General features: G+C 65.9%; 17 protein-coding genes. 9 read left to right on the forward strand and 8 right to left on the reverse strand.

The window, feature by feature from the left end; all coding sequences use genetic code 11:
- Positions 1 to 6 precede the first annotated feature (6 nt).
- From GUY30_RS00090 to GUY30_RS00105, 4 genes are all read right to left on the reverse strand, one after another.
- A complete protein-coding gene (locus tag GUY30_RS00090; protein ID WP_167193042.1) occupies positions 7 to 1,296 on the reverse strand; it encodes an MFS transporter in 1,290 nt (429 codons plus the stop codon).
- Entirely contained in the window at positions 1,293 to 1,952 is a 660-nt protein-coding gene (locus tag GUY30_RS00095; protein WP_167193044.1) for a TetR/AcrR family transcriptional regulator, read from the reverse strand. Before GUY30_RS00095 ends, GUY30_RS00090 begins: the two co-directional genes overlap by 4 nt.
- A 79-nt stretch (positions 1,953 to 2,031) precedes the next feature.
- On the reverse strand, positions 2,032 to 2,550 hold the full coding sequence (locus GUY30_RS00100) for a DinB family protein (RefSeq protein ID WP_167193046.1): 519 nt from the start codon (positions 2,548 to 2,550) through the stop codon (positions 2,032 to 2,034).
- Positions 2,547 to 3,017 (reverse strand): DUF488 domain-containing protein, encoded by a 471-nt coding sequence (locus GUY30_RS00105; RefSeq protein ID WP_167193048.1) that lies wholly within the window; start codon positions 3,015 to 3,017, stop codon positions 2,547 to 2,549. The genes GUY30_RS00100 and GUY30_RS00105 overlap by 4 nt, the downstream gene beginning before the upstream one ends.
- 472 nt (positions 3,018 to 3,489) lie before the next feature.
- Between GUY30_RS00105 and GUY30_RS00110 the strand changes: the two genes are divergently transcribed.
- The gene (locus GUY30_RS00110) at positions 3,490 to 4,095 is read left to right on the forward strand and encodes a hypothetical protein (RefSeq protein WP_228281538.1); all 606 of its coding nucleotides are present in this window, start codon (positions 3,490 to 3,492) and stop codon (positions 4,093 to 4,095) included.
- Between the two features lie 169 nt (positions 4,096 to 4,264).
- Here the strand turns inward: GUY30_RS00110 and GUY30_RS00115 are convergent, their stop codons facing one another.
- Positions 4,265 to 7,609 (reverse strand): S41 family peptidase, encoded by a 3,345-nt coding sequence (locus GUY30_RS00115; protein WP_228281539.1) that lies wholly within the window; start codon positions 7,607 to 7,609, stop codon positions 4,265 to 4,267.
- 87 nt (positions 7,610 to 7,696) lie between these two features.
- Here GUY30_RS00115 and argS point away from each other — a divergent pair, with 87 nt between their 5' ends.
- Entirely contained in the window at positions 7,697 to 9,436 is a 1,740-nt protein-coding gene (gene argS / locus GUY30_RS00120; RefSeq protein WP_167193052.1) for an arginine--tRNA ligase, read from the forward strand.
- Between the two features lie 29 nt (positions 9,437 to 9,465).
- Positions 9,466 to 10,716, forward strand: a complete 1,251-nt coding sequence (locus GUY30_RS00125) for an MFS transporter (RefSeq protein ID WP_167193055.1) — start codon at positions 9,466 to 9,468, stop codon at positions 10,714 to 10,716.
- Positions 10,717 to 10,863: 147 nt separating this feature from the next.
- Here GUY30_RS00125 and GUY30_RS00130 read toward each other — a convergent pair whose 3' ends face one another.
- Positions 10,864 to 11,604 carry a hypothetical protein gene (locus GUY30_RS00130; protein WP_167193057.1) on the reverse strand — a complete coding sequence of 247 codons (741 nt, stop codon included), beginning with the start codon at positions 11,602 to 11,604 and terminating at the stop codon, positions 10,864 to 10,866.
- 176 nt (positions 11,605 to 11,780) lie between these two features.
- Here GUY30_RS00130 and GUY30_RS00135 point away from each other — a divergent pair, with 176 nt between their 5' ends.
- Together GUY30_RS00135 and GUY30_RS00140 are read left to right on the forward strand one after the other, a co-directional pair.
- A complete protein-coding gene (locus tag GUY30_RS00135; protein WP_167193059.1) occupies positions 11,781 to 12,323 on the forward strand; it encodes a peptidylprolyl isomerase in 543 nt (180 codons plus the stop codon).
- 37 nt (positions 12,324 to 12,360) lie between these two features.
- The gene (locus GUY30_RS00140) at positions 12,361 to 13,056 is read left to right on the forward strand and encodes a rhomboid family intramembrane serine protease (protein WP_167193062.1); all 696 of its coding nucleotides are present in this window, start codon (positions 12,361 to 12,363) and stop codon (positions 13,054 to 13,056) included.
- 375 nt (positions 13,057 to 13,431) lie between these two features.
- Here the strand turns inward: GUY30_RS00140 and GUY30_RS00145 are convergent, their stop codons facing one another.
- The gene (locus GUY30_RS00145) at positions 13,432 to 14,181 is read right to left on the reverse strand and encodes a cell division protein CrgA (RefSeq protein ID WP_167193064.1); all 750 of its coding nucleotides are present in this window, start codon (positions 14,179 to 14,181) and stop codon (positions 13,432 to 13,434) included.
- Between the two features lie 264 nt (positions 14,182 to 14,445).
- Here GUY30_RS00145 and GUY30_RS00150 point away from each other — a divergent pair, with 264 nt between their 5' ends.
- From GUY30_RS00150 to GUY30_RS00165, 4 genes are all read left to right on the forward strand, one after another.
- Positions 14,446 to 15,684 (forward strand): class E sortase, encoded by a 1,239-nt coding sequence (locus GUY30_RS00150; protein WP_228281541.1) that lies wholly within the window; start codon positions 14,446 to 14,448, stop codon positions 15,682 to 15,684.
- Between the two features lies 1 nt (position 15,685).
- Positions 15,686 to 15,856: a hypothetical protein gene (locus GUY30_RS00155; RefSeq protein WP_167193066.1), complete on the forward strand. Its 171-nt coding sequence runs from the start codon at positions 15,686 to 15,688 to the stop codon at positions 15,854 to 15,856.
- Entirely contained in the window at positions 15,853 to 16,497 is a 645-nt protein-coding gene (locus GUY30_RS00160; protein ID WP_167193068.1) for an anthranilate synthase component II, read from the forward strand. The genes GUY30_RS00155 and GUY30_RS00160 overlap by 4 nt, the downstream gene beginning before the upstream one ends.
- A 156-nt stretch (positions 16,498 to 16,653) precedes the next feature.
- The gene (locus GUY30_RS00165) at positions 16,654 to 17,169 is read left to right on the forward strand and encodes a GyrI-like domain-containing protein (protein WP_228281543.1); all 516 of its coding nucleotides are present in this window, start codon (positions 16,654 to 16,656) and stop codon (positions 17,167 to 17,169) included.
- A 63-nt stretch (positions 17,170 to 17,232) separates the two neighbouring features.
- On the opposite strand, the gene pknB is transcribed toward GUY30_RS00165, so the two are convergent.
- On the reverse strand, positions 17,233 to 19,125 hold the full coding sequence (gene pknB, locus GUY30_RS00170) for a Stk1 family PASTA domain-containing Ser/Thr kinase (RefSeq protein ID WP_167193070.1): 1,893 nt from the start codon (positions 19,123 to 19,125) through the stop codon (positions 17,233 to 17,235).
- Positions 19,126 to 19,189 lie beyond the last annotated feature (64 nt).

The raw sequence follows: 19,189 nt of genomic DNA on the forward strand, positions 1-19,189 counted from the left end.
CTGGGACTAGCAGGCCGCCTCGGCGAGGGTGGATACTGATTGCGGTGTCCACGAGCGTTCGACGCGGATCGCCACGGCCACCACGACGAGCGCAGCGAGTGCGAGGACGATGGCGGCGACAACCGTGGCGGGGAAGCCGAAGCCGGCGGCGATGACCCAGGCACCGACGGCAGGTCCCACCGCATTGCCGACGTTGAAGGCCGAGGTGTTGACGCTCGCGGCCAGGGTCGGCGCCTGAGTCGCGATCTGGAAGACGCGGGCGTTGAGCGCCCCGGCGATGGAGAAACCGCTGGCGCCCACGAGGACGATCATGATGACGGCAAGGATCGCATGGTCGGCTACCAGCCACAGGGCGCCGAGGCTGAGTGCCAGGGCCGTGAGGCTGCCGACGATATTGCCGAAGATGTTCCTGTCGGCCAAGCGCCCGCCGACGACGACACCGACGAAGGCACCGACGCCGAAGGCCGCGAGGACTGCGGGAACGAGGTCCGCGGACAGGCCGGCCACCCGAGTGAGCAGCGGGGAGAAGTAAGAGAAGGACGCGAACACCGAAGCCTGGAACAGCGCCGTCGTGCCCAGGGCCAACCAGATTCGGGGTCCCTTGAACGCCGCGATCTCGGCACTCAGCAGCGTACGCAGGCTGGGGGCCGCCTCCGCGGGAGCGGGCGATTCTGCTTCGTCTGGGTCGGCGGACTTCGCTGGGTCGGCGGACTTCGCGCTCGACCGGGTGGTCACGGCGATGAGAACGGCGGCCAGCGCGGTGACGAGGGCGACCGCCCAGAACGTCGAACGCCACCCGAACTGGGTGCCGATCCACGTTCCCATCGGCACGCCGACGAGATTGGCCACGGTGAGCCCGCCGACGAGGCTGGCGAGTGCTCGGCCCTGCACCGCGGCGGGAGCGATGGCCGAGGTGTGAACTGCGGCGACGGCCCAGAATCCGCCGCAGGCGAAGGCGGACAGCACCCGGGAGACCATGAGCAGCCCGTAGCTCGGCGACAGTGCCGCAAGGATGTGAAGGGCGGAGAAGCCGATGATCATGACGATCATCGTCGCCCGCCTGGGCAGGGTCAGCGTCAACAGCGTCATGGCCGGTGCCCCGACGATCATGCCGACGGCGAAACCGGTGATGAGCAGGCCTGCCTGTGGGATGGTCACGCCCAGATCCGCACTCAGCGGCTCGAGGATTCCGGCGATCATGAACTCGCTGGTGCCGAGGCAGAAGATCACGGCGGCCAGAAGGTAGACCTGAGCGGGGACGCGGGGTCTGAGGGAAGGCGGTGCTGAGGTGTTCATCGAGTGGAGCCGCCTTTCGTCGAGGAACCTGCCCTCACGGGGGTACCTCCGGTCTCGAGGGTGGCCTTTCCGGCCGGAGTGCACAGTCCTGCGACGAAGGCTCTGGCCTGGGCGAGGACGTGGTCTTCGGGCATGACCCGGGCGGCGATCCGCAGGCCGGCGAGCACGCTGTGGATGAGTTGGGCATGGATGCGGGGGTCGAGGTCATCGAGGACATGGTCGGCGCTCTGACCTCGTTCGATGATGCCTGAGTAGGTGTCGAGCCACGCGTCGCGATCGGGGTCGAGGATGGAGCACACGGCATCGACTTCGCGGCCGAGTTCGGCGGCCGTATTCGCCGACAGGCATCCGGTCCGGTTCTCGTCTTCGCACTGCTGCTCAAGGGCGCCGCCGAGGCGGTGCATGAGCAGGACGGGTGCGGGCTCGGCGCTGTGGTCGAGTTCCTCCCTCAGTGGGATGCCCGTGGCCGTATAGTCGCGCAGGGCGCGGAGGAAGACGGCGTCGAGGCTGTCGAAGGCGTTGTAGAAGCTCGAGCGGCCGATGTTCGCGCGTTCGCAGACCAGCCCCACATCGGTTCCCGCGTAGCCGTGTTCGCTGAACACGGCTATGGCTGCGTCGATGACGGAATGCTCGTCGAAGCTCTTCTTCCTGCCCATGCGACGAGCCTAAAGAATTTTGGACACGCGTGTCCAATAAATTCTGATCTAGGTTGGTCCGATCGATTCGGTGGTGTCCTCAGGACCCGACGTCGCCGAGGTGGTGCCGGACTTCGTGGAGTCCGTAGAGCGCAAGTGAGGCGACGGTGAAGGCATGGCCATCGGAGCGGAAGCCGCGACGATCCCATTCCTCCCCGCTGACCCGGGACAGGAGGCCGGCATAGGACTCGGCGGCCGCACTCAGGGCGGGGGACACCTCGGCGGGATCGGCGTGGGCATAATCGGATTCGATGGCGACCGCATCGCCGTCGAAGTTGTCCAAGGTTGGGTCGGATGCGGTAAGCATGCGCTCGGTGCGCCGGCGGAATTCGTCGAGGACATCGCGCATATGGGAGGCGTATTCGACATCCGACCACCGGCCCGGTGAGCGCCGCTCGGTGGCGTCATCCCTGGTCAGGACCGTCTGCCAGGTGGCGGCCGCCTCGGCGAGGGTGGCGGGGACTCCGGTCGGATCCTCGGTGCCGGTGAAGCCGCATTCGGAGCAGCCCCCGGTGAGGACATCGGTCCAGTCACGCGTATCCGGAATGATCTCGCTCATTTGCTGTCCTTGCTGCTCGACTTGCTGTTCGACTTACTGGCGCTCTGCTTGGTGCTCGATTTCTCGGCGTTCGACTGCTTGCCGTCATTGAGGATCTCGGCGAGCACCGTGGCCTGGCTGATGTCATCGCGTTTGGACGCGGTGAGCAGGGTCAGAGTCCCCTTCTGCGCGAGTTCGCGCAGCTCATCAAGCGCCTGCGCGGCATCGTCGCTCTGCAACTCCTCGCGGAAGCGGCGGGCGAACTCGTCGAACTTCTCCGGGTCGTGGGAATACCATTTGCGCAGCTCGGTCGAGGGCGCGACGTCCTTGACCCATTCGTCGAGCTGGGCCTTGTCTTTGCTCACCCCGCGCGGCCAGACGCGATCGACGAGGATCCGGGTCCCATCGGACTTCTGCGCATCGTTGTAGATGCGGCGGACCCGGACCTCGTGTGCGCTGCTCTTGGCGGAGCTCTTCTTCTCGGACATCGGCAGATGCTCCTTTCGCTCGCTTCCCTTCGAGTGTACGACGCGAACACATCTGCAGTGCCCTCTTCCTCTGCCGCTCTTGTCGACAGCTGTTCCTGACGACAGCTGCACTTGACGGCTGTCGGTATGAACACCTTGGCCGATCGCGCCCGCTGAAGCGTAGACGTCCGAGACGTAGGTCGCCTTGGTGTCACTGCGTAGGTCTCTTCCACGACGTAGAGGATGTCGTCGAAATCCGTGGGTGCGGCATGCTGAGTCGGGCTGATGGATGTTGGCATCGTTGCCTCCTCGAACGAAGAATGAATCTAGGTTCACACCTGGTGAACATCAGTTCATGAATGCGGTCAAGAATCGCGTTGCCGGAAGATTCTTGTGAGTTCGCCGAGTTTCGTCAGTCCGCATCGGAGCGCCGGTGCACCGGTGGAAGAATGTTGCCGGCTAGGGTGCCGATGACGACGAGAGGCGGACGACGATGACCGCGGTAGAACCTGGGCCGAACAGCTCGATGTCACCGACGGGCAGGCAGACAGGCGCCGGTGCGGAGATCGGGGCGCTCATCGGCGCCGGCTTCGGGCTGCTGTTCCTCATCATCAACACCGTCCAGTTCTCGATCCTGGGGCGCACACTCGTCATCGCGGTCGGCGTCATCGTGTTCGTCGTCATCGCGGTCCTCGCGGTTCGCGGACTGCTGCGGAAACGTGGTGGTGGCGGCCGCCTCGGCGAATCTGGGGAACGCAGTCGTCGGGAACCGCCGTTCGGTCGCGCCTACTGGATCATCGTGCTCATCGAGGCGGTCCTGTTGTTCGCCGGAACCCGCCTGTTGGCGAGCCTCGGCCATCCGGAGCTCGGAGTGGCATGGGTGGCGGTGGTCGTCGGCACTCATTTCTTCGCGCTCGGCTGGGTGTTCGGGCTCGACCGCTTCCATGTGCTCGCCACCGTCGTCACCCTCTGCGGAATCGGTGGGTTCATCGCCTTCTTCGCGGCGGCTCCGGCGTTCATCCCGGTCATCAGCGGCGTCATCTCGGGCTTCGTGCTGCTCGCCTTCGCCATGTGGGCCCTGATCCCGACCGAGCGGTAGAGCCCGGCACGCATCGAGTTTGGTTCGGTTCGTCATCGGGTTCTGATCCAGTCATCGAGTTTTCTCCCGATGACTGGATCAGAATCCGATGACTCCCCACGAGGTGGCCGCACCGGGAGGCCCCTCACGTCGCTTCGCGTGCGCTGGTGGCCACTCGGCGGGGCGTGGGTCAGTCCTCGGCGGGGGCTTCGGGGACCCCGGTGCCGTCCTTCTTCAGCTGCTGCACGCGCGGGGGTGGGAACTCCGGAGCCTGGGCGGCGGGACGGGCCTCCAGCCCAGCGAACACCTCGGCGATGGCGCGGTCGAGCTGCGGATCGTCGGCGGCGAAGAGCTGACCGGGATCGTGTTCGACCTCGATATCGGGGTCGACGCCGTAGTTCTCCACACTCCAGCCCTTGCCCTCGATCCAGAAGGCATAGCGCGGCTGCGTCACTCCGGTGCCGTCGACGAGGTCGTAGCGACCGTCGATGCCGACGACACCGCCCCACGTGCGCACGCCGATCACCGGGCCGATGCCCTTGGCCTGCACGCGCGCGTTGATGATGTCGCCGTCGGAGCCGGAGAACTCATTGGCCACGAAGACCACCGGGCCGCGCGGAGCATCCTCGGGGTCCCGGTCCATCTGGTCATAGCTGCGAGCCGCACCCCAGGCAACCACCTGGTCGGCGAAGCGTTCGGCCACGAGCGCGCTTGTGTGCCCGCCGCGGTTGAAACGCACATCGGCGATGACACCCTCGCAGCCCATGGCCTGTCGCAGATCCCGGTGCAGCTGCGCCCAACCGTAGGAGGTCATGTCCGGGACATGGACGTAGCCGATGCGGCCGGCGGACTTCTCGGCCACATACTCCCGGCGCGAGCGCACCCAATCCTGATACCGCAGCTTCTCCTCACTGGCCAGCGGAATGACCGCGACCGTGCGGTCCTTGCGACCGCGGCGCAGAGTGAGCTCGACGATCGTGTCTGCTGCTCCCTGCAGATGAGCGGCGGGACCGGCCGCCTCGTCGACGGCCTGACCATTCACGGCGACGATGACATCGCCGGGCTGGGCCCCGACGCCGGCCTGCCGCAGCGGCGACCTGGCATCCGGTTCACTGCTCTCACCGGGAAGGATGCGCTCAATCGTCCATCCATCCGCCATCTTGGCCAGATCCGCACCGAGGAAGCCGAGCTTCTTCGACCCATCGCCGAGCGCCGACGGCGTGACATAAGCATGCGAGGTGTTGAGCTCGCCCACGGTCTCCCACAGCACGTCGACGAGGTCGTCGTGAGTCAGCGCCTTCGCGGCCACGGAACGCCAACGCAGAGTGACCGACTCCCAATCCACCCCGTTCATGTCCTCGCGCCAATAGTGGTCGCGCATGATCCGCGAGTTCTCCTCGAACATCTGCAGCCATTCGGCTCGGCGGTCGAGTTCGAACCGCAGACGCGACACGTCGACGGAGATGAACTCATCATCGTCGGCCTCGACCTTCCGGTTCGCCGGAACGACGCTGATCGCATCGTTGCTGCGCACGACGAGCAGCTTGCCGTCTCCGGAGACCTCGTACTCGTCGGCCTTGTCGACGACGGTGGTGACCTTCCGCTTGACGAAGTCGAAGTACTGGACCACTTCGGCGGGTTTGTCACCGGTATCCCCGGCCCGCTGTGTGCCCAGCTCGCCGGCCTCGACATCGCCGGTGCGCAGCCAGACGAGGCCGCCCTCGGCGGATTCGAGATCACGGAAGACCCCCGAGGCGACGGGGAACGGCACGATGCGCTCCTCCGCACCCTCGAGTTCGACCTCGACGGTGGCGACGGACTTGTCCCCGCGACCACGCTCGGCCTTGGCATCCTCGGTGGCCTCATTGATCGCCCACCCGCCGGCGCTCGGGCCGAACGGTGCGGGCTCATCGGCGGCCAAAGGCAGCAGCCACGGCCGGGTGACGCCGTTGAACGACAGATCGAAGGAATGCTGGTTGTACGAGGGATCGAAAGTGCGATCGGAGAGGAACGCGACGAATTTTCCGTCGCGGGTGAAGGTCGGTGAGAAGTCGTTGAACTTGCCCGTCGTCAGCGGCTGGGCCTGACGATCCGACTTCACCTCGGCGATCATCAGCTGCGCGAGCAGCTCCTCACCCTGCGTCGGCTGTGACCACACGAGGTACTTCCCATCGGGTGAGAACCGCGGATCGCGCGCCTCGCCATGGCCCGAATGTCCGACCATCCGCGTCCGCCCGTTGCCCACCTCGACGGTCCGAATCGACCCGTCGTGGGAGATCGTGGCGAGCATCTTCCCCGCCGGATCCGCCTGCAGGTGAAGGACCCGTCCCAGGGCTCCGGCCCCGATGCGCCGAGGCGGCTTGTCCCCGGTCACGGACGCGACCTCGATCGCATCCTCCCCTTCGACATCCGTGATGTATGCGGCGTAACCCGTGTCCCCGAGGACGAGGGGTTCGCGGGCGCGGATCGACGAATCCGCGCACAGTGCACGGGCCGGGCCTTCGCGGTGGGCGAGCCAGAAGGTCTTGCCGCGCCATTCCACAACCGAGGCATTGCCTGCCTGGTCAGGGCTGATGCTGTTGAGCCCGGTCTTCGGATCGAGGCTCATCGGCTGCACCTGAGTGCCCGGCAGAGTCACTGCAAGAGTGCGGACGGCCGCATCGAGGCTGTCGAGGATCTTGATCTGCCCGTGGGAGTGCCAGACGATGCGGGTGCCATCGGTCGTGGCGTCACGGACATAGCCGTCTGCCTCGGTCTGGTGAGTGAGCTGGCGCGGTTCGACCGCGGCGCCCGGGTTCGTCGAGGCGGCCCCACTCGCATTCGCCGAGGTGGCCAGACCGTCGATGATCCACAGGTTCGCCTGCTCATCGGCATGGTGAGGGAAGGTCGCGGCCCGGTCCGAGGCGAAGACGAGCGAATCGCCGACCCACAGCGGATCCGTCAGCGAGGCCTCGTCCTCGCGCAGCAGGCGCTGCCACCGGGCCCCGGATCCATCGCCGATGCCGTCGGCATTCGAGCCTCCGACCCGATCGAGCCACAGCCTCGGCGCGGTGCCTCCGCGGTAGCGCTTCCAGTGTGCCGGCGGACGGGAGAACGGGGTCGACAGCGCCGTCACTCCCGTATGGTGCCGGGCCAGACCCGAAGCGCGACCGAACGACAGCCGATCGACGTCACCGTTCAGGCTCACTGACTTCACGACATGGTTGCGGACCTCGAACTCCCCGGCATTCGCACCGACGAGGACATGGGTCACATCGGCCCAGCCGAGCATCGTCATCGCCGTCGAACCCATCCAGGTGAGCCGGCGCAGGGCCCCGGTGGCCACCTCGGCGACCATGAGCTCCGGCTGGCCGGTGCGGAAGGACACGAACGAGACATGCGCTCCGTCGGGCGAGATCCTCGGTGATCGGACCGGCGCATGATCGGAGGTCAGCCGCCAGGCGCGGCCGCCGGCGGAGGGCACGAGCCAGACATCGTCGTCGGCGGTGAAGGTGATGAGATCGGACTGGATATGGGGATAGCGAAGATAAGTCACGTGACCCACATTACAAGCTCGACTGTGCGGCGACCGAGGGCCGGAACCGATGTCCAGGCAACTTGCACCCGGCAATAGAATGGCCATATGCCATCTCTGACTTCTGTGCTCACGGACCGTTTCGCCGCCGCCCTCATCCAGGCCTTCGGTGAGGACTTCGCCAGGCGCGATCCCGTCATCCGCAGCAGCCAGTTCGCAGACTTCCAGGCCAATGTGGCGCTGCCCCTGGCCAAGGAACTGAAGTCGAAGCCGCGCGATATCGCCGCACAGATCGTTCAGAACCTCGACCTCGAGGGCGTCTGCGAGACCCCGGAGATCTCGGGACCCGGGTTCATCAACCTCACATTCACCCCCGAATTCCTCGCCTCCACCCTGACCGCAGGCGGAGTCGCCGCCGCCCCGGAGAACACCGATCCGCAGACCATCGCCATCGACTATTCGGCCCCGAATGTGGCCAAGGAGATGCACGTCGGCCACCTGCGCACCACCGTCGTCGGTGACGCCCTGGCCCGCACCCACGAATTCCTCGGCAACACGGTCATCCGCCAGAACCACATCGGCGACTGGGGCACACCGTTCGGCATGCTCATCGAGCACCTCCTCGACGTCGGCGTCGACTCGACCGAGGCCTCCGAGGTGTCCGAGAACCCGAACGCCTTCTACCAGGCGGCCCGGGCGAAGTTCGATTCCGACGAGGCCTTCGCCACCCGCTCGCGGGCCCGCGTCGTCAAGCTCCAGGGCGGCGACGAAGAGACCCTGGGTCTGTGGACGACGCTCGTCGGCTACTCCCGCGAGTACTTCAATCGCATCTACTCGCTCCTCGATGTCACCCTCACCGACGACGACCTCGCCGGCGAGTCCACCTACAACGACGTGCTGGCCGAGGTCTGCGACGAACTCGAGGCCAAGGGCCTGGCGACGATCTCCGATGGTGCGCTGTGCGTGTTCCCCGAAGGCTTCACCGGCCGTGAGGGCGAACCTCTGCCGCTCATCATCCGCAAATCCGACGGCGGCTACGGCTACGCCACGACGGACCTCGCCGCCGTGCGCAACCGGGCGGTCAACCTCGGCGTGAACCGTGCCCTCTACGTCGTCGGCACCCCGCAGGCCATGCACTTCGATATGGTCTTCACCGTCGCCCGCGCTGCCGGCTGGCTGCCGGAGACCTTCAGTCCCGAACACGTGAAGATCGGCAATGTGCTCGGTTCCGACGGCAAGATCCTGCGCACCCGCTCCGGCGCACCGCTGCGCCTGGCCGAGCTCCTCGAAGAGGCCGTGACCCGGGCGAAGGCGACACTGGCGGAGTCGAGCGTGGACTTCGAGCCTGCGGAGGCCGACGAGGTCGCACGCATCGTCGGCATCGGTGCGGTGAAGTACGCCGATCTGTCCGTCGCGCACGACACCTCCTACACCTTCGACCTCGACCGGATGCTCGCCCCCATCGGCAACACCGCCCCGTACCTCCAGTACGCCGGCGCCCGCATCCGCTCCATCGGCCGCAAGGCCGAAGCCGAAGGCGTCGACGCCTCCCAGGTCGCGAACGCCGCGATCAGCCTCGGCGAGGCTGCCGAACGTGAGCTCGCGCTGTCGATCCTCGGCTTCGCCGATGTGGTCACCGAGGTGGCCGCCGGGTCGACGCCCCACCGACTGTGCACCTACCTGTTCGATCTCGCCCAGGCATTCACCTCGTTCTACGAGCAGTGCCCGGTGCTCATCGCCGAGACCCCCGAGCTGCGCGACTCCCGCCTCCGGCTCTCGGCGATCGTGCTCGAGGTCCTCCAGGCCGGTCTCGGGGTGCTCGGCATCCGCGTGCCCGAGCGGATGTGAGTTCGCCTCAGCGGCCGACCGCAAAGAGGATGCTGCCCTGGATCGTTCTGGGCATCGTCATCCTCGCCCTCAACCTGCGCACCCCGATCATCGCGCCGACCGCGATCCTGCCCGACATCCAGGAGGGCACGGGGTTCAGCGCGGCCGGACTCGGTCTCCTCACGGGCCTGCCGGTTCTGCTGTTCGCCTTGGCCACGCCGCTGGCGGGGAAGTTCATCACCCGCCTCGGCGCCGAAGCCACGGTTCTCGCGTGTCTGTCGGGTGTCCTGCTGGGCACCGTTCTGCGTTCGGTCGGCCCGTCCTGGCTGGTGCTCGCGGGCACCGGCATCATCGGCCTGGCGATCACCTTGGGCAATATCGTCGTCCCCGTCATCATCCGCCGCGAGGTGCCGTGGGAAAAGGTATCGCTGGTCACCGGCCTGTATTCGGCGATGATGAACGTCGGGTCGATGGCCACCCTCATCGGCACCGGCCCCCTGGCCGAAGCCTTCGGCTGGCGCTGGGCGCTGGCCGCCTGGGGCGGTCTCGCCTTCTTGGGCCTCGGTTTCTGGATGGTGCTCATCCGCGTGCGCGTGCGACGCGAGGGTGAGGCTGCCCGCGCTGCCGCGGCCGAATCCGCCGACGATCCTTCCCTCACCGAGGCGGCCGCCCCCGTCGTGAAGCCCTCGTGGGCCGAGGCTCCCGCTTCCTTCCGGCTGATCATCGCCCTGCTCATCGTCACGTTCTCCGGACAGTCGACCGCTTACTACGTGACGACTACCTGGCTGCCGAGCTACCTCAGCGACACGATCGGGCTCGCCCCGACCGCCGCCGGAGGCACGGCGTCCCTGTTCCAGATCGCTGCGATCCTCGGTGCCTTCGGAGTGCCGCTGCTGGCGGTGAAGACGAAGCCTTGGGTGCCTGTGGCGATCGTCGCCGTGCTCTGGTTGTCCCTGCCCGTGGGACTGTTGGCGGCCCCCGGCGCCTACTGGTTGTGGGCGACCACCGGCGGCATCGCCCAGGGTGGCGGGTTCACGGCGATCTTCTCGATAATCGCCCGCACCGCCGGAAGCGATGCGCAGACCGCGTCCGCTTCGGCGCGTGTGCAGTTCGGCGGCTACCTCGCAGCGACCCTGGCCCCGCCGTTCGCCGGTTGGCTCAACACCGCCACCGCCGGGTGGACGGCACCGCTGCTGCTCATCCTCGCCGCTACCCTCGCGTTCACGATCACCGGTCTCTTGGCCGCCCGCCGAGCCGGCGGCTTCCCCCGCGGCGGGCGCGAGGTCCTCGACCCCGACTAACCTCCCCTTCTTGCTACCTGACGGCGGCCCAGCAACCTCGCGCCAGGTTGCTGGGCCGCCGTCAGGTAGCAAGAAGGGAACAATACGTACAGAAGCACCGAGGCGGCCCACCATGAGGTGGGCCGCCTCGGTGACGGAGTGAGTGACTCAGTGCTTGGCGTCGTTGCTCTCGGCGGGCTTGACGGCCGGCTTCGGAGCGGGGACCTCGTCGGCGGCATCGGCCTTGGTCGACGGCACAGCGGTCTGCGAGACCTCGGTGGGTGCGGCCTGGCGCGAAGCCGGGGTCGAACCGACCGGACGGGCGTCGGCGGGACGATTGTTCGGCAGCGGGGTCGACCAGGGATCCTCGACCGGCTGGGCCTTCTTCCACACGTAGTAGCCGATTCCGGCGGCCGAACCGATGACGAGGGTCCACACGAGTGCGGCCTTTCCGCCACCGGACTTGCGAGCGGTGTCCTTCTCGATGCGCTTGCCGGCATTGGCGAGAGCCTTGCGGGCCTTCTTCATGGCCTTCTTGTCGCCGGTGAGGCGGACAGCCAGGTCATCGATGAGCTTCGGGGTCTCGGCAGCGGACAGCGAAGTCGCGGCGTTCGATGCGAACTTGCCGGCGCGTTCGGTGGCTTCTGGTCGGTAGGCCTCGAGCCTGTCGGCCCAGTCGTGGACTCGATCATTGGCCTTGTCGGCGAGAGCCTCGACCTGCGGACGCGCCTTCTCAGCGAACTCTTCGGCCTTGCCGGCAAGCGCCTCGACCTGGGGGCGAGCCCTGTCTGCGGCCTCACGCAGCTTCGGGGCTGCGGTCTCGCTGGCATCTGCCAGGACTCGGAGTGACGTCTGCTTCGCGGAATCGAGCTTCGAGGTGAGCTGATCTCGAGCGGGCTTATTCGACATAAACTGTTCCCAATCCTTAGATGTCGGAGGTCAAGTTGATCATTGACTAGTCTACGGCCTAGGGGCAAACCTGTGGACAGCGGATGTCATCGAATTGTCTGCGGATCGCCTGACAGGTTGGGCAATGGACCTGGTGCGAAACTGCATTCGCCGCCTCGGCGTGGAAGAATGAAGTCATGACTACAGCTTCTACGCATACCGCAGTCCTGCACACCAACCACGGTGACATCACCATCAACCTCTTCGGCAATCATGCTCCGAAGACCGTGGCCAACTTCGTCGAACTCGCCCAGGGGGAGCGTGAGTTCACCGATCCCTCGACCGGCGAGCCGACCAAGCGCCCCTTCTACGACGGCCTCGGCTTCCACCGCATCATCTCGAACTTCATGATCCAGGGCGGCTGCCCGCTGGGCACAGGCACCGGCGGACCCGGCTACACCTTCGACGATGAGATCCACCCCGAACTGCAGTTCGACCGCAAGTACCTGCTGGCCATGGCCAACGCCGGCAAGCAGATGGGACGCGGCACCAACGGCTCGCAGTTCTTCATCACCACCGCCGAGACCCCGTGGCTCAACGGCAAGCACACCATCTTCGGCGAGGTTGCCGATGAAGCCAGCCAGAAGGTCGTCGACGAGATCGAGGGTGTGCGCACCGCTGCGATGGACAAGCCGGTCGAGCCGGTCGTCATGGAGAAGGTCGACATCACTGCGAAGTGAGTCACCGTCCGCAGAGGACACTGAGTACCATGGTGTGATGGACACACCTGAGGAGGGCTCGGCACGGGAAACCGGCCGGGCCCTCTCTGCATCCCCGCCGCTGATCACCCGCACGCTCCTCATCGTCACCATCGTGGCCTTCCTCGCGGAGCTCATTCCCGGCCTCGACCTGCTGCGGAGGCTGAGCTTCGTTCCCGCACTCACCCTCGAACAGCCGTGGCGGGTGCTCTCGGTCGCCCTCGTCCATGAGGAGCCGTCACCGTTCCACCTGCTGGCGAACATGATCGGGCTGTTCTTCTTCGGATCCTTCGTCGAGAGAGCCCTGGGGCACTGGAAGTTCCTGGCCGTATACGTCATCGGCACCGCCGGTGGTTCGGCCATGGTGCTCCTGGTGGCAGACCCCTTCGACGTTGACTGGGTGACGAACCACATCGGCGCTTCGGGTGCGGTGTTCGCGATCGTCGGCGTCCTCTTGGCCCCGACACACCGCCTCGACCGGAACATCACCGGGGTTCTCGTATTCGTCGCGCTCAACTTCGGCTACGGATTCCTCGTCGCGGGGGTGTCCTGGGAGTCCCACCTCGGCGGTCTGATCACCGGATTCGTGCTCGGCTGTGCTGGGCTGCTGGGTCCGCAGCGATCGCGGACGCTGGTGTTCACGGTGACCTCGGTCGGTCTGGTGGTGCTGATTGCGGCCTGCGGGGCGTGGAAGATGGCCGGACTCGGACTCTGAACCAGGCTCCGGCCTCGGACTCTGACGGATCGGCCGTTGCGGGTGCATCCTCGGCGCTGTCAGGCTTTTACCAGACAAAAGCCGATCTGTGTGCACTCTTCGGTGGAAAATTCTTTGTCCACAAGCTCTATCCACAACGTGGATAACTTACACGTGTGTGTTTAGCCTGGTCAGAGAGCCAAAATAAGTTTTCCACAAGCGACGCACCCGGCTTGGGTATAACTCGGCGCTTGTGGATTGTTGATACAGGGCAGCGGCTGGCGGGGTGCGCGAAAGTCCTGGTGAATGCAGAATGTCTGGTCGATCCGCGGTGTTCTGAGCGTGAGAATCACCGCGGATCGACCAGACAATCGAAGCGATTGCGGCCGGGACCGGCTACCGCCAGCGTGTGGACATGATGAGACCCGCCACGAAGAAGGCGAAGCCGATGAGGATGTTCCAGTTGCCCCACGCTTCGACGGGGAAAGCACCCTGAGTGATGTAGAAGGTGACGAGCCAGATGAGGCCGACGAGCAGCAGTCCGATGAGGACCGGCAGGAACCAGCTCGGGTTCGGCTTGATCGTCTGTTGCCCCGAGGTCGAGGTGTAGCTCGCGGTCTTGCGTCCCTGCGGCCGCTTAGCAGGATTGCCCGAACGGGAGGTGCGCTTGGCGGCCGCACCCTTCGAGCCGGATGTCTTGGAAGACGATGCCTTGGAATCGGAAGCCTTCGAGGACTTCGACGACTTCGCGTCCTTGGTCGAGTCGGACTTCTTGGTCGACTTCGACGACTTCTCGTCCTTGGACTTCTTCGCGGCAGCCGTGGCCTGTGAGTCTTTCTCGGAGGCCTCGTCGTCGGCGTCCTCGTCCGCGGAATTGCCCTTCAGATCGTCTGCAGCAGCCTCGGTCGCATCCGAATCGTCGTCCGTAACGTCGGCGACGTCAGTGTCGGCAGCCTCGGCGACGTCAGTGTCGGCAGCCTCGGCGACGTCAGTGTCGGCAGCCTCGGCGACATCGGTGTCGAGCGATTCGGTCTCGAGTTCCTCGACCTCGGCCGTCTCGACAGCTTCAGCGGATTCGGCCTGCTTCGCCTTGGCCGCCGACGAAGTGCGAGAAGTGCGCTGGGGGCGTCCTTTGGACTTGGCCACAAGTACTCCTTTGTCGGTCGACCGTCGCGGGGTCGCCGAATGAATGGTTGGGGACGATCGCAGACCAGTCTACTCGGGGCGGGGGTCACAGTGAAAAACTCCGACTACCCTGAAAGCGCCCCGAGCGCGCTCCGAACGTTGATTCTCATAGGATAAAGTGCATAAGGGTGTCCCCGCCTGTCTTCTTCGACGGCCCCCAGACAATGCAGTGACAGTCACGGAGCAGAAGTGGTGAATAGTTCCTCCTCGGGTAACGAGCCGGGCGTGAATCCGCCCTCGCGACCCACTATCCGTCCTGCTCAGAGACGGCAGGCTCCATCTGACTCCGGCGACCAGCGCCACGGTCACGCCGCCGGCGGTTCCGGCGATCAGCCGTTGCCCAGCCGACGCGAGATGCGGCGCAGGGAAGCCGAAGCCGCCGCAGCCCAGGGCGAACCGACTGCGGTCTACTCCGACGCCCCGCCCGTCTATCAGCAGCCCCAGCAGCCTCAACAACCCCACCAACCCCCACAGGCCGCAGCTGGCCAGCAGCGTGGCCAGGCCACTCAGGCGATGCCCGCCGTCCCACAGAACGCTCCGGCAACGGCACAGCAGGCCCCAGCCGCGGCCGGTACCGGATACGCGGCCGGGAACGCATACGCGGGCGCACCCCAGCAGGGCGGACAGACTGCACACGGACAAGCCACGCACGGCCACCTCGGCGAGGATCAGCCTCAGAGCCGTCGCCAGACCCGACGCCAGCGCGGACGTCAGCCCGTGGAGAAGGAACCGCTCGGCCCGATCCGCGGGACCGTGCGCACTTTCGGCGAACTGTGCATCACGGCCGGCCTCGTCCTCATCCTCTTCGTCGTCTGGCAGCTGTGGTGGACGGACATCCAGGCCAACCGCGACAACGAAGTGCTCGCCGACGAACTCACTCAGGACTGGGCGAACCAGGACCCGAACGAACTGCCCGACGATCCGGACGAACCCGTGGTCGCCGAACCCGCGGGCAAGAACGAGGCCTTCGGCATCTTCTACATCCCGCGCTTCGGCGGCGACTACTACCGCACCGTCGCCGAGGGCGTCGACCTCGAACCCGTGCTCAACCGAATGGGCGTGGGCCGCTATCCGAACTCGGCGATGCCCGGCGAGGTCGGCAACTTCTCCATCGCCGGCCACCGCGTGACCTACGGCAAGCCGCTCAACCAGATCGCGAACCTGCGCCCTGGCGACGAGATCATCGTCCAGACGAAGGACGGCTTCTACACCTACACCTTCCGCAACTTCGACATCATCCTCCCCGATGCCGTCGAAGTGCTCTCACCCGTGCCGGACGCACCCGAGTTCAAGGGCAAGGACCGGATCCTGACGATGACGGCATGCAACCCGATGTTCTCCGCCAGGGAACGCTACGTCGCCTATGCCGAACTCACGGACTGGACGCCGGCCACCGACGGAGCACCGGACAATATCAAGGACTCGAAGGCCTACGACAAGGTCAGCAAGAACGGCGGTGCCTGATATGTACGCATTCATCTGGCGGATCCTCCCGGGCAACTGGGTCGTCAAACTCATCTTCGCCCTCATCCTCATCGCGGCGGTCGTGTTTCTGCTCATGCAGTACGTCTTCCCCGTGATCGCCCCGTACATGCCCTTCAACAACGCCACCGTGACGGAGACCGGACAACAATGACCTCAATCCTCGTCATCGACAACTACGACAGCTTCGTCTATACGCTCGTGTCCTATCTGCGTGAGCTCGGCGCAGACGTCGATGTCGTCCGCAACGACGACATCCCGGCGACAGAGATCGCGGAGATGGTCGGCAGCTATGACGGCCTTCTCCTGTCCCCGGGTCCCGGCGTGCCCGCCGAATCCGGGGTCTGCCCGCCCCTGCTGTCCTGGGCGGAGACATCCGGCATGCCCGTGTTCGGCGTCTGCCTGGGCCATCAGGCCCTCGGCGAGGTGTTCGGCGCCGAGGTGACCCACTCGCCCGTGCTCATGCACGGCAAGACCTCGACCATCACACACGACGGCGAAGGCATCTTCTTCGGCTGCCCGAGCCCGCTGACGGTCACCCGCTACCACTCGCTGGCGATCGTCGACGAGACCCTCGACCTCGAGAAGTTCACGGTCACCGCCCGCACCGACGACGGCATCGTCATGGCCATCGAACATCGCGAGCAGCCCCTGTTCGGCGTCCAGTTCCACCCCGAATCCGTGCTCACCGAATGCGGATACCTCATGCTCGGCAATTGGCTCGAGGTGTGCGGCCTCGAGGGTGCCGCCCAGGCCGCGGCGGGTATGTCGCCGTTGGCGACCGCGATCGCCTGAGAAATCCCGCCGATCCCTGATCGCAGGGTTCTCGCCGAGGCGGCCGATCGTTATGATCGTGACCACAGTGATCCCTGTGCACAGTCGATCCGAATCCGCGCCGGGATCCGTGCACGCACACAGTGGTCGTGCACGAGCGACGAACAGGAGACAGCGATGATGTCAGAACCGACCTATCTGCGCGAAGAACCGTTCACCGAACTCACCGTCATCGAGGTCCCGGCCACTCCGGCGGCGGTCGTCGAAGGCCGCGAAGTGCCCATGTCGGACCTGCCGGAACTCTTCGATTCCACGTTCAACGGGCTCTTCCCCGTGCTCTCCGAGGCGGGAATCGAACCCGCAGGACCGGCCTTCGCCCTCTACACCCGGCAGCCGAGCGAAACGGTGGATCTGCAGGTGGGGATCTCCACCTCGGCGGGCCTGACGAATGCACAGCCGATCGCCGGCGGTCGTATCGTCATCCCGGCGGAGCTTCCCGGCGGTTCCATGGCCGTGCGCAGCCACCTCGGCGGATATGACGGGCTCGGGGAAGCCTGGGCGCAGCTGGTCAAGGACGCGATGGCGGCCGGGCATGGTCCGGGACTGCCGTTCATCGAGCTCTATGTCACCGAACCAAGCCCCGAGGCGGATCCCGCCGATATGCGCACCGACCTGTTCCTCACCCTGGAGTGAGAGACAGCGGCCGGGTCAGTCGATGACTGACCCGGCCGCTGTGCGCTGCGAGGACCGAGAGCTTCAGTTGCCGATGACTTCGGACCAGTTGTCGAAGAGCCCTCCGCCCATCGAATCCTTGTCCTTGTCCTTGTTCTTGTCTTCGTCATCTCCGCCGCCGTCATCTCCGCCGTCGTCGTCGCCGGGAACGGTCGGAATGCCGCCGGGGACCGAGGGAATCGAAGGCGAGGGCTCCGGCGGCTTCTTGGCCACCTTCACGGTGACCTCCGAGCCCTGCTTGACCTCGCTGCCGCCGGTCGCGGACTGTTCGAAGACCTTCTTTTCGGCGTGGTCGGCGGTCTCGACCTCTTCGGTCTTGCAGGTGAGCTGGTACTCATCGCCCTCGAGGGTCTGGCAGGCCTCCTCGGCGGTCTGACCGGTGACATCGGGGACCTCGACCATGCCCGAGGAGACGACGAGGTCGACATTCGAATCGACGTCGACTTCCTGACCGGTACCGGGCTTGGTCTCGATGACGACGCCCTTCTCCACATCCGGGGAATTCTGCGAGATATGGGTGCCGGCCTGCAGCTTCGCGTCGTTGATGACCTGCCGCGCCTCCTCCTCGGTCTTGCCGGAGACATCGGGGACCTTCACGGACTCGGGGCCCGACGAGATGATCAGCTTGACCACGCTGTCCTTCTCCACCCGCTGACCGCCGGGAGGATCGGTCTCGATCGCCTTGCCCTCGTCGACCTCGGCGCTGTACTTCTCGTCGCGGTCGACGCGCAGTCCCTGTTGGATGAGGGCTGCCTCTGCCTCGTCGGCGTCCATATCGGCCACATCCGTGACCTGGACCTGAATGACCTCGGGGGGTTTGTTGATCTCGTACACCCACAGGGCCACGGCGGCCAGGGCCAGGAGGACGAAGATGCTGCCGATCCAGACCCAGGCGCGCGACCGCTTCTGCGGCGGCCGCTCCTCCTGGTTGGTCATGATCGTCGAGACCGGCCCGGTCTCGGGAGCGGCCTCGGCGTCGTTGGCATGAGCCATCGGAGCGGTCATCGGCGGGGCCATCAACGGATACGCCTGCGTGGCGTCGACGTCGTCCTCGAAGCTCATGGGGCGGCCGTCGCGGGCGGCGAGTACGTCCTCACGGAAGGTGTAGGCGTCCTGATAGCGGGAGTCGCGATCCTTGAGCAGAGCGTGCAGCAGGAGCCGGTCGACGGCCGGTGGGATGTTCGGGTTAAAGAAGCTCGGCGGCTGCGGGGTCTCCCCGACGTGCTGGTAGGCCACGGCCAGCTGGGAGTCGCCGACGAACGGGGGACGGCCGGCCAGCAGCTCATAGAGGAGGCAGGCGGTCGAGTACAGGTCGGAGCGGGCGTCGACGACCTCGCCGCGAGCCTGCTCGGGGGAGAGGTACTGGGCGGTGCCGACCACCGACTGGGTCTGCGTCAGACCCGAATTGTCCTTGAGCGCTCGGGCGATCCCGAAGTCCATGACCTTGATGTCGCCCTCGGGGGTGAGCATGACGTTCGCAGGCTTGATGTCGCGGTGGACGATGCCGTTGCGGTGGGAGTACTCGAGTGGAGCCAGCACCCCGGCGATGACATTGAGGGCCTCGTCGACGGTGAGTGTGCCGTGCTCGTTGAGGACTTCGCGCAGGGTCTGACCCTCGACGTATTCCATGACGATGAACGGCACGGACACGGACGAGCCGCCGGATTCGACGAATTCCTCTTCTCCCGAATCGTAGACGGAGACGATTCCGGGATGATTGAGACCGGCAGCGGACTGGGCCTCGCGCTTGAGCCGGGTGTGGAACGACGGATCACGGGCGAGATCGGAACGCAGAAGTTTGATGGCCACGCGACGTCCGAGACGGTTGTCGACGCCCTCATGCACTTCTGCCATGCCCCCACGGCCGAGGAGCGCACGAACTTCGTAACGCCCCGACAGCACCTTGGGTTCACTCATGTATGTCCTCCGCTTGTCTCACCCGGTCTCACGGTTCATTCTCACCTGAACCGGGTCGAGTTTC

The sequence above is a fragment of the Brevibacterium pigmentatum genome (genome assembly GCF_011617465.1).
Lineage (GTDB): Bacteria > Actinomycetota > Actinomycetes > Actinomycetales > Brevibacteriaceae > Brevibacterium > Brevibacterium pigmentatum.